Here is an 11,638-nt window from a genome sequence, read left to right as displayed (position 1 = left end):
CCTCAGGTGTGCGCGCCGGGGTTGGTCAGCACGGACGCCGCCCGTTCGTGGCCGGCGCGGCATGCGGCCGCGACATCCGACCCGCGCAGCGTCGCCGCGATGAAGCCGGCGGCGAACGCATCGCCGGCCCCCGTCAGGTCGCGGATCCCGTCGACGGGTGCAACGTCGATGCGCGCGGCGAGCTCGCCGCGTTCGACCACATCGGTCGGCAGCGGCCCGTGCTTGATGACGACGGTGGGCGCCACGGATGCCGCGACCGGGCCGCCGCCCGAGAGACCGAGCAAGGCCGCCTCGTCTTCGTTGGCGAACAGCACGTCGGGGCCGATCGCCCGAATGAGTTCGAGCGCCGGATCGACGCCGATGCCTGTGAGCAGGCCCGTCGACGACGCGTCGACCGACACACGCGCGCCGACGGCCCGACCGAGCACGGCGAGCCGACGCAGCTCGGCGCGCATCGGTTCGCGCTCGAGGCCGTATGCGGGCAGGTGCAGCCAGGCCACGCCGTCGAGCCAGCCGGGCTCGACTCCGGCGAGCTCGGCCGACGCGCCGCGATCGGGGAACATGGTGCGCTCGCCCTCGGCGTCGACGAGCAGCACGACCGTTCCCGTGCGCCCCGACCGCTGCACGCGCACGTCGACCCCGGCCGACGCGAGGTCGTCGGCGAGCGCCGCCCCCGCGGCATCGGCGCCCACCCGCCCGATGAAGCGCGTCGGCACGAGCGGCGCGGCCAGGGCCGCGACGTTCGCCGCACTGCCGCCGCGGGCCCGGAACACCCGGGCCGCCGTGTCGGTGGCCGCGCGCACGGGTTCGTCGACCCACACGACGACGTCTTCCACGAGGTCGCCCGCGACGGCGAGCACGCCGCCCACCGACGGCTCAACCTGCGAGTGCACGAGCGATCTCGGCGCCGAGCGCCACGTTGCCGCGGTAGACGTCGAGGTTCACGTCGAGGCTTCGCCCGCCGGTGGCCCGCTGCATGTGGTCGAGCAGGAACGGCGTCGTGTCGTGCCCCGTGATGCCGGCGGCGGATGCCGCGGCCAGCGCCTCGGCGAGCACCCGGTCGTGGAACACGGGGTCGAGTTGGCTCGCCTCGTCGATCGGATTCGCGACGAGCACCGCGGCCGACAGGCCGAGTTCGTCGCGGGCGCGGGCGAGGGCGGCGGCCTCGGCAGCCGTGTCGACGCGGTAGTCGAGCGCGAAGCCGGAGTCGGCGACATAGAAGCCGGGGTAGCGGTTCGTGCGATACCCCACCACGGGGACGTTGAGGGTCTCGAGGCGTTCGAGCGTCGCGCCGATGTCGAGGATCGACTTCACGCCCGCACTCACGAGCGTGATCGGGGTCTCGGCGAGCGTGGTGAGATCGGCCGACTCGTCGAAGGTCTCGCTCGCCCCCCGGTGCACGCCGCCGAGGCCGCCGGTCGACATCACCGCGATTCCGGCCCGGTGCGCGAGCCAGGCCGTCGCCGCGACGGTGGTGCCGCCGTCGAGCGCCTTCGCGCGCGCGATCGGCAGGTCGCGCACGCTCACCTTCACGACATCGTCGCGCGTGCACAGTCGCTCGGTCTCGGTAGCCGACAGGCCGACGATCGCGACGCCGTCGATCACGCCGATCGTCGCGGGCACGACGCCGACCGCCCGCACCGCCTCCTCGGACTCGACTGCGATCTCGAGATTGCGCGGGCGGGGGAGCCCATGGCTCAGGATGGTCGACTCGAGCGCGAGCACCGGCGCGCCGCCGTCGACGGCGGCGCGCACCTCGTCGCTCACACGGATCGCCGAGACAAGTTCGGGCTGCATGCCGCCATCGTAGGGCGGGGCGCCGACGATCGCCCCGGACGGGCCCACGGATGTCGGTACTGCGCACTATCGTGAGTGCTTGTGTCGCAGCCAGTCATCGTCGCCAGAGACCTCGTGAAGCGCTATGGCGAGTTCGCCGCCGTCGACGGCATCTCGTTCGAGGTCGCGCCGGGCGAGTCCTTCGGGCTGCTCGGCCCGAACGGCGCCGGCAAGTCGACGACCATGCGCATGGTCGGCGCCGTCTCGACCCGAACGGCCGGCGACCTCACGATCCTCGGGCTCGACCCCGACCGGTTCGGCCCCGAGATCCGGTCGCAGCTGGGCGTCGTGCCGCAGGCCGACAACCTCGACACCGAGCTGCGAGTCCGCGAGAACCTGCTCGTCTACGGCCGCTACTTCGGACTGCCGCGCAAGCTCGTCGCCGAGCGGGCCGACGAACTGCTCGCGTTCGCGCAACTCGAAGACAAGGGCAAGGCCAAGGTCGACTCGCTGTCGGGCGGCATGAAGCGCCGCCTCACGATCGCGCGCGCCCTCGTCAACGATCCGCGGGTGCTGCTGCTCGACGAGCCGACCACCGGCCTCGACCCGCAGGCGCGGCACATCCTCTGGGATCGGCTGTTCCGGTTGAAAGAGCAGGGCACGACCCTGCTGCTGACGACCCACTACATGGACGAGGCCGAGCAGCTCTGCGACCGGCTCGTGGTCGTCGACAAGGGCACGATCATGGCCGAGGGCACCCCTGCCGCGCTCATCCGCCGCTACTCGTCGCGCGAGGTGCTCGAGATGCGGTTCGGCAGTGACCGCAACGCCGACGTCGCCGGTCGTCTCGCCGGCATCGGCGATCGCCTCGAGGTGCTGCCCGACCGCATCCTCGTCTACAGCGAGAACGGCGAGGCTGAGCTCGAGCGCATCACCGGCGCAGGGCTGCACCCGATCACGAGCCTCGTTCGGCGGTCGAGCCTCGAAGACGTGTTCCTCCGGCTCACCGGGCGGAGCCTCATCGAATGAGCGAGGTTCGTCGGTCGAGGAGCGCCGCCGAAGGCGACGCGTATCGAGACCCTTCGGCGATGGATGCCGCATCCGACGTCACGCGCGCGGCGCTCGCCGCCGGGCGCAACCCGCGCCGGTGGGGCGCGTGGTACGTGGCCGAGCACCGGTTCCGCGTCATGCGCAGCTACACCGGCACGGTCGTCGTCGCGGGCATCGGCAGCCCTCTCCTCTACCTCTACGCGCTCGGTGTCGGACTCGCGACGATCGTCGACGGCAGCGTCGGCGCCGAGCCCGTCGGTGGCGTGAGCTACCTCGTGTTCGTCGCGCCGGCACTGCTCGCGAGCGCAGCGGTCACCGTCGCGGGCGAGGAGTTCACCTACCCCATCATGCTCGGCTACAAGTGGAACCCGACCTTCTCGGGCATGCACGCAGCCCCCATCCGACCGCAGCAGGTCGCCGACGGGGTCATCCTCTCGGTCGCAGTGCGCATGCTCGTCAATGCGGTGCTGTTCTTCGCGCTCATGCTCGTGTTCGGCGCCGTGCCCGCGGCCACCGGGTTCCTGGCCATCGCGTCCGCCGTGCTCACCGGGCTCGCTTTCGGCGCCGTGCTGATGGCCTACACCTCGACCCTCGAAGAAGACACCGGGCAGCTCGCCATGGTCATGCGCTTCGTGGTGCTGCCGATGACGCTGTTCTCGGGCACATTCTTCCCCCTCACCGTGTTCCCCATCTGGCTGCAGCCGATCGGCTGGATCTCGCCGCTCTGGCATGGCACCGAGCTCGCGAGGGTGTTCACCTACGGGTATCCCGAACCCATCTGGCTCACGGTCGTGCACGTCGCCTACCTCGTGGCGATGTTTGCGGTCGGCTGGGTCTGGGCGCGCCGCATCGCCGTGAGGAGGCTCCGCAAGTGAGTGACCTGACCCAGCGCGACCTGGCGCCCGCGAGCCTGCGCGTCCGCCCGGCGAGGTCGCTGTACGCGGGCAACGCGCGAGCTGTCATGTTCCGCGGGTGGCGCGCGACGCGCAGCACGAACTGGCTCGTGATGGTCAGCGGCTTCTTCGAGCCGATCTTCTACCTGCTCGCCATGGGCATCGGCCTCGGCACCCTCGTGGGCGACGTCTCGACCGAGGGCGGACAGGTGGTGCCCTACGCGGCGTTCATCGCGCCGGCCCTGCTCGCGGTCGCGGCCATGAACGGCGCCATCTACGACTCGACGTGGAACGTCTTCTTCAAGATGCAGTTCGCGCGACTCTACGAGGGCATGCTCTCGACCTCGCTCGGGCCGCTCGACGTCGCGCTCGGCGAAATCATGCTCGCCCTGTTGCGCGGGGCGCTCTACGCGGTCGGCTTCCAGATCGTGATGCAGGCGCTCGGGCTCAACCTCTCGTGGTGGGCGTTGCTCGCGCTGCCGGCCGTGCTGCTCATCGCCTTCGGCTTCGCGAGCGTCGGCATGGCGATCACGAGCTATATGAAGACCTTCCAGCAGATGGACTGGATCAGCTTCGTGATGCTCCCGATGTTCCTGTTCTCAGCGACGTTCTACCCGATCACGGTCTACCCGCAGTGGCTGCAGTACGTCATCCAGGCGCTCCCGCTCTGGCACGGCGTCGAACTGGTGCGCGGCCTCACGACGGGCGCCGTCGACTGGGGCATGCTCTGGCATGTGCTCTACTACGCCGTGATGATCGCGATCGGGCTCGTGTTCACGACCAAGCGGTTGCGGGCGTTGTTCCTCGACTGAGGTACACCCGACGCCCCGACGGAGGCGACGAATCGGATGTCTCCGTTGCCCCCGTCGGGGATCGCCAGGGCCATCGGGCGCATGCGACGCGCTCACCGAGGGGGCGTCGTATCGTGGAAGACGGATATCCGACGCGCGAAGGAGGTCGAGGATGAGCGAGGATCCGCAGCGCGCAGCGTGGCAGTACCGGCTCGATCGCCTCGCCCGTGAAGAGGCGATCGCCCGTGGCGAAGAGCCCGATGTCGCCGATCTGGCGCCCGAACCGGCTCGACCGTCCACGCAGGCTGAGCGGTCGGCGTACGTGGAGAACGCGATCCAGCAGGCCATCCGTCGCGGCGAGTTCGACAACCTCCCCGGCGCGGGAAAGCCCCTTGAGGGATTGACCGGGCAGCACGACCCCGACTGGTGGATTCGTCGCAAGATCGAGCGCGAGCAACTGAGCGGATTGGGTCCGCCCGCGCTCACCCTGCGGGTCGAGAGCGCTGGACTCGAGGCCCACCTGGATCGAATGCACCGCGAATCCGAGGTCCGTGAGGCAGTCGAAGACTTCAATCGGCGCGTGATCGAGGCGCGCCGCCAGCTGCTCGGCGGGCCGCCCGTCGTGACCCCGACTCGGGATGCCGGCGGTGAGGTGCGTGGATGGCGCGAGCGCCGCGAAGCCCGACAGCGTCAGGCGACCGAGGAGCGCGAACCGCTCGAGCGTGAGCAGAGGACGTCACGAAAGCGGTGGTGGAAGCGTCGCGACTGAGGATCCCTCAGTGGGGACCGCGGCGCTGTCGGCTCAGCCGGCCTCAGGTCAGTGCCGCACAGATGGCGGCCTGCTCGTCTGGTTCGGCGTCGTGTTGACCGGCCAGCGAGACGACGTTGTGTTCGGGGTCATAGACGATGCGGCCGACGTCCTGAATCACCAGTCCCTCGCCGGCGGCGAAGCCCATGATGCGGAACCCGACGAGCGTGTGGCTGAACTCATCGGTGTCTCCGATTCGGGTGAACATCTCCTCGAAGACGCCGCGGATCTCGACCTGCCGCTGAGTCACACTGTTTGTGAGCACGTCGTTCGCCTTGAGCTTCACCGAGACCCGGTGAACGTCGCCGGCGGAGTCGAAGAAGGTTCGGACTGTGACGTGAGCGGTCAGGCTTGCATCGATCGCGACCCCGTCGCAGTCGATGAAACCCGGGATCTCCGCCTGATCGTCGAAACTGGACGTTTCAGGAGGTGCCGCGGCCGCGGGGCCGGCGATCGCAGTCACGGCAAAGACAATCGGGACCACAACGGCGCAGAGGGCAAGTCGTCTGAATGACGTAGCCATGGCCGAACTTTATCGCTTCGGTTCCGTGTCGAAGACCCCCAGTCTTGGGGTAACTACAGAGCCGACGAAGCGGCAACCCTACGGGTCGGCGGGCCGGAGCCCGCATATGTCAGTAGAGGTTCACCGACCGATCGGAAAGGTCTTCGCCTGGTACGCCGACGACCACGTGCGGAACCACCCTCGTTGGGATCCCGACATCCAGCTCGAAGCGACCTCCGAAGCGCCGATCGCCGTGGGGACGATCATCCGCCGGCGAAATGTCCGTTCCGGCACACCGGTGGACGGCACCATGGAAGTGGTGGAGTTCGAACGGGACAGGACGTTCGCAGTCATGATCCGGGAAGGTGGATACGAGATGCCGGGCCGGGCCAGCTTCGAATCCGTCGATCCGACTACGACCTCGGTCACGATCGCCGCAGAGGTCCCGGGTTCCGTCAACGAAGCGCTGATCACCGATCGGATGCAGAGAAGCGCCAAGAACATCAGGGCGCTGATGGAAGACGAGCTCTGACTCGGCGCACGGGCCCGGCTCGGTGCCGACAATGCGGCGACTCGGGCGACAACCAGACCGCCGGACACGTCGTCGATGACCATTGGGTGACGCTCACTCGGAGGCGATGATGACGCTGCCCCGCGAGGGATCCCTCAACGAATCCGGCGGGTGGTCAGTCGTGAGGTGGGCGACGCAGTCGCTTGACGTCGGTGCGCCGCTTCTTCGCTTCCAAACGCCTTTCCTTGGCACCCCGACTCGGACTCGTCGGTCGTCGCGACGGTGACGGCGGCCGCAGCGCGTCGGCCACGACGGCGGCGAGCCGAGCGCGCGCAGCATTCCTGTTGCGCAATTGAGCGCGGTGCTCAGATGCTGTGATCGTCAGTACTCCGTCGACAACGCGACCACTCAGACGCTCGAGGAGCCGCTCCCGCTGGAGCGAAGAGAGGACGGCCGAGCCTGCGACATCCCACACGAGTTCCGCTCGGGAGTCGGCAGTGTTCACACCCTGCCCGCCGGGACCGGATGACCGCGAGAACCGCCAAGACAGCTCGGACTCGGGGATGGTGAGTCCTGAGTCGATCCGAAGACCGGGACGGTGCGCAGCGGGCATGGATCCATCATCCTCTTGCGCTCGAGATGCGCCCGCACACGGATCCGCGACTGGGGCATCAGCGACATCCAGCTGGCCGGGCTGCCTCGCCGGCGTCTGGTGCCCCTCGTGTCGCCCGGATTTGCTCGATGGATGGGTCGAAGGGATTCACAGGCGCGTCACTGAATGATGAACAGTCCTTCTCGTCCGGCCAGTGGGCTGACGTCCTGGACTGCTGAGCCACTCAGGTCGAGCTCGGTGAGGTTGGTCAGTCCGGACAACGGGGAGAGATCAGTGAGGGACGTGTTTCCGTAGAGGTAGAGCCGCTCGAGGTTCGTCAGCCCGGCAAGGGGGGTCAGGTCGGACAGACTCACATCGGTTGTCAGGTGAAGCTCGATCAGGCCGGTCAACTCGGCCAGCGGTGTGAGGTCGGTCAAGTCCGGGCTCTCCGTTACAAGGAGCCTGCTGAGGCCGGCCAACCGGGCCAACGGGGAGAGGTCCGTGACAGCAGGATTCCTGGACAGCACGAGGTCGGTGAGATCGGTCAGGTCGGCCACCGGGCTGATGTCGGCGAGGTTGCCCAAGCCGGCGAGGGTCAGCTTGCTGAGGCCTGTCAGTTCCCTCAGCGGACTGAGGTCGGCGAGCGGGCTGTCGGTCACCTCGAGGTAGGTGAGACCGGTCATCCCTGCAAGCGAGCTGAGATCGCTCAGGTACGGATTATTCACCAGCCAGAGGGTGTCGAGGGTGGGATGGCCGGCCAGTTCGGCCAGCTGGGCGAAATCGGTGAGCTTCGGGTTATCGATGAATTTCAGCGCGGTGAGATTCGGAAGTGCAGCGAGCTGTTCGATCCCATCGAGGGTCGTCATCCCGCTGCAATCCACCTCGGTCAGCCGTTCAGGATCGTCGACGCCGAAGAGGGCCATGCTGTATTGAAGGCAACCCGCCACCGTGCCATCCGTATGTAGGGTCGGCGGCCAGGTGGGAGTGGTCGACGGTTCGACGGAGGCCGGTTCGACCAGGGTCGTGCCTTCGGAGCCTGGTGCACAGCCGCTGAGAACTGCCACCGCCCATACCGCCGCGAGCAGCGTTACCGCTTGCCAGGCTGACTGTCGAGATGATCGCACGACGCTAGGGTATCCGCGCCCACGGCGGCCCGGCTCGAGTTGACAGGGGTCCAGAGAAGGGTCTCGACCCAGTTGATCCGCGTCCATCCTCACGCCCATCGCGCGGCCGGTAGGGATGCCGCAGCTCAAGGTTCATGGAGGGCGCGGGCCAGATCCGAGCGATACGTCGAAGCACTCACTGAATCCAGGCGAGGATCTCGCGTGGAAGGCGACCGCTCATGGCAGCGCGGACGTGCCCCATGCCCTCGAACCAGACCAAAGTGCAGTCAGGGATGCCCGCCGCTGTCTCCCTGACGATATCGGGTGTGAAGAACTGATCGTTGTCGCCGCAGAGTAGTAGGACCGGCACCGCGATATGCCCGAGCACAGCCTGGGCGTCGAAGGCTGCTTCGGCCTCTGCCTCCACGATAAGGTCGTCGGGAGGGGTGTGCGAACTCGCGAACATTCGGCCGACAAGCGGGCCGAGCCGGCGCCGCAGTCCCGCCATCTCGTCACCGGGGAGGACGTACTCGAGGGCGATCGCACCGGCATCGCCGAACCGTCCCTCTGCGCGCGCACGAGCCCATCGCAGGTCCAGTTCCCGTCCGCGTTCCGTGATCGTCGCAGCGGCGAGCGCGAGGACCACGCGGCCGATCAGGGCGGCATGTTCGGCCGCGAGGTAGATCGCGATCATCCCGCCATAGGATTCGCCGATGACGATGTCGACGTGTCCACCGAGCTCGTCGCGGATGAACCGCGCGTAGTCGTCTGCCATGTCGGCGACCGTGTGGCCCTCGGGCATGTTGCGTCGCCTGCACACCTGCCACACCGTGTACCCGGCCTCCGCGTACGGCTGGAGCTGCGCAAGGATTCCCCTCCTCGCAAGGCCGCCCGTCGGGATTTCACTTCCGGGCCCGCCGGGGATGAAGAGGATCGTCTTGCGCCCGTGACCGAGCACCGTGTACTCCATTCCGTTGGCGGTGACTGAAACCCGAGGCGTGGACACATCGACGCTCGCGCGTTTGCGCCGAGCCACGAGAGCGCCTGCCGCACCGATCGCAGCGAGCAGGGCGAATGCGCTGATGAGCCAGGCGGCTCGCCTACGCCCCGTCTCGCGTTCCGTTGCGGCCATTGGCCCTCCCCATGGCGACCACTGAGCGGCCCACCCATAGTGGCCATGATCCCCCACACCGGTGGTCGACGCCAGAGACACCCGAGTTGCGAGTGAGGCGTCGGGTTGTGTTTACGCTCCTCATCCCGTTGATCGACCGGTCAGTGCTCCATGGGCAGCCCGCCACCCGGGCCACCGGCCCGAAGCCCGGGCCGAGCCGTCGGGCACTCAGCGCCTGGTGTCGTACCTGGCCAGCACCACGCCGTCGGGAAACGTCCGGGTCTCGAGCAGGCTCAGGTTCACCCAGTTGTCCAGGGCTGTGAAGAACGGCGTGCCGCCGCCCACCAGGACCGGATGGGTGACGATCGCGTACTCGTCGATCAGCCCGGCCCGCATGGCCGCCGCGGCGAGTGTGGCACCGCCGATTTCCATGGGGCCTCCGTCGTCGACCTTGAGCCGGGTGATCTCGGTGACCGCGTCGCCGGTGACCAGACGGGTGTTCCAGTCGACCGTGCTGGTCGTGGAGGAGAACACCACCTTCGGCATGTCTCGCCAGCGGCCAGCGAACTCGATCGCCGCCGGTGTGGCACCCGGCTGCTTGTCAGCGGTCGGCCAGTGGGAGCTCATCGTCTCCCACAGCTTGCGCCCGTACAGCGCCAGGCCCGTCGCCGAAAACTGGCACGCGATGTTTAGGCTGGCCAGGTGAGTATGCCCCATATTCGCTTTCGCATCGGTCTTCGCGTGGAGGACGTTGAAGCCGCGCGACGCTTCTATGAGGGCCTCGGCTTCGAACCCACCGCGACTATTCCCAATCATGAGGGTCGCCCGGTCCTGGCTATCCTCGAGGGTCAAGGAGTCAGCCTCATCGTTGACGCACTCGAGGGCCTGCCGTTCCCCGACACAGATCGCGAGCAGAGCATCCGGCGCGGCCCACGGGGCCTCGGCGTCGTCATCGGGCTGATAGTCGAGAACCTCGAGCACAGCCGTCGGTACTTCGAGCAGGCCGGCGGCGAGCTCACGAGCGAGCCGCGCGACGAACCCTGGGGTGCACGGGTCTTCAGTGCACTCGATCCCTTCGGATTCGAGTGGGAGATCTCCCAGCCGACAACGAGCACCGAGCCCGACAACGGGGCAGCCGCGACGCAGCAGGCCTGGTTCGGCGGGTCGCCGGACGCGTAGGTCGCTCGCCCGGAGGCACTGTCTCGCGGGACCGCTCAGCCTAGTGAATGATGGCTTGACGAACGGCGAAGCGCCCACCTGCCGAGCTTCGCATGTTCGGCGCCGAGGAGCCTCTAGGGTGGGCGATATGGGCCGTATGCGGGCAATTCGGGGGAGCGGCGCGCTCGGGCTTCCGGTGGCGGTGGCGGTGGCGGTTGCGGTGAGCGGATGCACGGTCGCGACGGATCCGGTGCCCACATCGCCGACGACCCGCACGAATGCGCCCATCCCGTCCGCATCTACGGCTCCGGTATCCTCGGCGGTCAGCGAGTTCGAGCAGCAGCTGCCCCTCACCGGGCTCTTCGTCTCGCAAGCCACGGAGACAAGTGGAACCGCCCGGATCGAGCGCCGTGCAGATGGCTCAGTCTGGGTGATCCTTGAGGACTTCGACACCGGAGAGGGCTCCGACCTTCGTTTGTACCTCAAAGAGGACCCGTTGCTTCAAGATGCGGAAGGCCACTGGGGTTCCGCCGAGGACGGCTACGAGATCGCGTCGATCGATCCGATGGCCCCAACGCAGGAGATCGAGGTGCGCGGCGCCTCGGACATGCCTGCGATACGGACGCTCACGGTGCTGAACTACGTCGCCCCGGATTTCCCGGCGTTCGGCTCCGCCGCACTCGGCTGAGCGAGCGGACTTTCTGAGCGAAGCCCACGCTGCTGGCTCGCTCATCTCGATCGGCGCGTTGCCCGTGGTTGGTCCGCCAACGGACGTCCGCAGGTGGATCCCCGAGCGGCGACGCGCGGCTGGTCGCGGAGAATGTTGTTGTGGTTTCCACTTTTACGCTCGTCACCGAATCCTCCGTGGCGGCTGGCTCGCTCTTCGATATCTCGCTCGACATCGACTCGCATGTTGAATCGATGGCGCGATCGGGCGAGCGTGCGATCGCGGGTGTCACATCAGGTCGCATCGGCCTTGACGAGACCGTGACGTGGCGAGCCCGGCACTTCGGCATCTGGTTCACCATGACGTCGAAGATCACTGCACTTGAACGACCACACCGGTTCGTCGACGAACAAGTCGAAGGCCCCTTCAAGGCATTCACCCACGTGCACGCGTTCGAACAAGTGGACGGTGGCTCACGGATGGTCGACACCATCACGGTGGCGTCTCCCCTTCTTGGGCGGCTGGCGGAGCGTTTGGTGCTGGTGCCCTACCTTCGCCGACTCATCGCTGGACGAAACAAGCAACTCGTCGAGGCGCTCAGCTGACCGCCCGCTGTCGGATCGCCTGCCGGGTGGTCATTCGGTCGGAAGTGCCGTCAGGAGCCCTTCCGTTGTGC

At 67.8% G+C, this 11,638-nt stretch carries 15 protein-coding genes; 8 read left to right on the top strand and 7 right to left on the bottom strand.

Translation table 11 applies throughout. The features are described from left to right. Positions 1-2 precede the first annotated feature (2 nt). Both LQ757_RS17925 and LQ757_RS17920 read right to left on the bottom strand, forming a co-directional pair. Positions 3-893, bottom strand: a complete 891-nt coding sequence (locus LQ757_RS17925; protein WP_231048633.1) for a carbohydrate kinase family protein — start codon at positions 891-893, stop codon at positions 3-5. Further along, complete coding sequence (locus LQ757_RS17920; protein WP_231048632.1) at positions 877-1,797, bottom strand: pseudouridine-5'-phosphate glycosidase; 921 nt, start codon at positions 1,795-1,797, stop codon at positions 877-879. Before LQ757_RS17920 ends, LQ757_RS17925 begins: the two co-directional genes overlap by 17 nt. An 81-nt stretch (positions 1,798-1,878) precedes the next feature. Here LQ757_RS17920 and LQ757_RS17915 point away from each other — a divergent pair, with 81 nt between their 5' ends. The 4 genes from LQ757_RS17915 to LQ757_RS17900 all read left to right on the top strand — a co-directional run bounded on the left by LQ757_RS17915 (position 1,879) and on the right by LQ757_RS17900 (position 5,279). Then, on the top strand, positions 1,879-2,805 hold the full coding sequence (locus LQ757_RS17915) for an ABC transporter ATP-binding protein (RefSeq protein WP_231048631.1): 927 nt from the start codon (positions 1,879-1,881) through the stop codon (positions 2,803-2,805). A 59-nt stretch (positions 2,806-2,864) separates the two neighbouring features. Continuing rightward, on the top strand, positions 2,865-3,701 hold the full coding sequence (locus LQ757_RS17910; protein WP_231048630.1) for an ABC transporter permease: 837 nt from the start codon (positions 2,865-2,867) through the stop codon (positions 3,699-3,701). 5 nt (positions 3,702-3,706) lie between these two features. After that, the gene (locus LQ757_RS17905) at positions 3,707-4,531 is read left to right on the top strand and encodes an ABC transporter permease (protein WP_231048717.1); all 825 of its coding nucleotides are present in this window, start codon (positions 3,707-3,709) and stop codon (positions 4,529-4,531) included. A 151-nt stretch (positions 4,532-4,682) separates the two neighbouring features. After that, the gene (locus tag LQ757_RS17900; protein ID WP_231048629.1) at positions 4,683-5,279 is read left to right on the top strand and encodes a DnaJ family domain-containing protein; all 597 of its coding nucleotides are present in this window, start codon (positions 4,683-4,685) and stop codon (positions 5,277-5,279) included. Between the two features lie 43 nt (positions 5,280-5,322). On the opposite strand, the gene LQ757_RS17895 is transcribed toward LQ757_RS17900, so the two are convergent. Further along, complete coding sequence (locus LQ757_RS17895; protein ID WP_231048628.1) at positions 5,323-5,841, bottom strand: hypothetical protein; 519 nt, start codon at positions 5,839-5,841, stop codon at positions 5,323-5,325. Between LQ757_RS17895 and LQ757_RS17890 the strand changes: the two genes are divergently transcribed. Continuing rightward, positions 5,840-6,352 carry an SRPBCC family protein gene (locus LQ757_RS17890; RefSeq protein ID WP_231048627.1) on the top strand — a complete coding sequence of 171 codons (513 nt, stop codon included), beginning with the start codon at positions 5,840-5,842 and terminating at the stop codon, positions 6,350-6,352. The genes LQ757_RS17895 and LQ757_RS17890 overlap by 2 nt on opposite strands. A gap of 154 nt (positions 6,353-6,506) precedes the next feature. Here LQ757_RS17890 and arfB read toward each other — a convergent pair whose 3' ends face one another. From arfB to LQ757_RS17870, 4 genes are all read right to left on the bottom strand, one after another. Then, on the bottom strand, positions 6,507-6,944 hold the full coding sequence (arfB, locus tag LQ757_RS17885; protein WP_231048626.1) for an alternative ribosome rescue aminoacyl-tRNA hydrolase ArfB: 438 nt from the start codon (positions 6,942-6,944) through the stop codon (positions 6,507-6,509). Positions 6,945-7,102: 158 nt separating this feature from the next. After that, complete coding sequence (locus LQ757_RS19490; RefSeq protein ID WP_231048625.1) at positions 7,103-8,047, bottom strand: leucine-rich repeat domain-containing protein; 945 nt, start codon at positions 8,045-8,047, stop codon at positions 7,103-7,105. A gap of 175 nt (positions 8,048-8,222) precedes the next feature. Next, entirely contained in the window at positions 8,223-9,239 is a 1,017-nt protein-coding gene (locus tag LQ757_RS17875; RefSeq protein ID WP_231048624.1) for an alpha/beta fold hydrolase, read from the bottom strand. Positions 9,240-9,365: 126 nt separating this feature from the next. Next, positions 9,366-9,854: a dihydrofolate reductase family protein gene (locus LQ757_RS17870; protein ID WP_231048623.1), complete on the bottom strand. Its 489-nt coding sequence runs from the start codon at positions 9,852-9,854 to the stop codon at positions 9,366-9,368. Positions 9,855-9,878: 24 nt separating this feature from the next. On the opposite strand from LQ757_RS17870, the gene LQ757_RS17865 reads away from it, so the two are divergent. The 3 genes from LQ757_RS17865 to LQ757_RS17855 all read left to right on the top strand — a co-directional run bounded on the left by LQ757_RS17865 (position 9,879) and on the right by LQ757_RS17855 (position 11,567). Then, entirely contained in the window at positions 9,879-10,316 is a 438-nt protein-coding gene (locus LQ757_RS17865; RefSeq protein WP_231048622.1) for a VOC family protein, read from the top strand. Between the two features lie 118 nt (positions 10,317-10,434). Continuing rightward, positions 10,435-10,983: a hypothetical protein gene (locus tag LQ757_RS17860; protein WP_231048621.1), complete on the top strand. Its 549-nt coding sequence runs from the start codon at positions 10,435-10,437 to the stop codon at positions 10,981-10,983. 140 nt (positions 10,984-11,123) lie between these two features. Further along, the gene (locus LQ757_RS17855; protein ID WP_231048620.1) at positions 11,124-11,567 is read left to right on the top strand and encodes an SRPBCC family protein; all 444 of its coding nucleotides are present in this window, start codon (positions 11,124-11,126) and stop codon (positions 11,565-11,567) included. Positions 11,568-11,638 lie beyond the last annotated feature (71 nt).

The sequence above is a fragment of the Agromyces cavernae genome (assembly GCF_021044935.1).
GTDB lineage: Bacteria > Actinomycetota > Actinomycetes > Actinomycetales > Microbacteriaceae > Agromyces > Agromyces cavernae.
The sequence above is the reverse complement of the archived record's forward strand: the minus strand, read 5'-3'. Positions and strand labels throughout refer to the sequence as shown.

What these genes read in the sequence shown, in the direction of transcription:
- LQ757_RS17920 (WP_231048632.1), bottom strand. Translation starts at nt 1,797, where the DNA reads ATGCAGCCCGAACTTGTCTCGGCGATCCGTGTGAGCGACGAGGTGCGC.
- LQ757_RS17910 (WP_231048630.1), top strand. Translation starts at nt 2,865, where the DNA reads ATGGATGCCGCATCCGACGTCACGCGCGCGGCGCTCGCCGCCGGGCGC.
- LQ757_RS17900 (WP_231048629.1), top strand. Translation starts at nt 4,683, where the DNA reads ATGAGCGAGGATCCGCAGCGCGCAGCGTGGCAGTACCGGCTCGATCGC.
- LQ757_RS17890 (WP_231048627.1), top strand. Translation starts at nt 5,840, where the DNA reads ATGGCCGAACTTTATCGCTTCGGTTCCGTGTCGAAGACCCCCAGTCTT.
- LQ757_RS17895 (WP_231048628.1), bottom strand. Translation starts at nt 5,841, where the DNA reads ATGGCTACGTCATTCAGACGACTTGCCCTCTGCGCCGTTGTGGTCCCG.
- arfB (WP_231048626.1), bottom strand. Translation starts at nt 6,944, where the DNA reads ATGCCCGCTGCGCACCGTCCCGGTCTTCGGATCGACTCAGGACTCACC.
- LQ757_RS17870 (WP_231048623.1), bottom strand. Translation starts at nt 9,854, where the DNA reads ATGGGGCATACTCACCTGGCCAGCCTAAACATCGCGTGCCAGTTTTCG.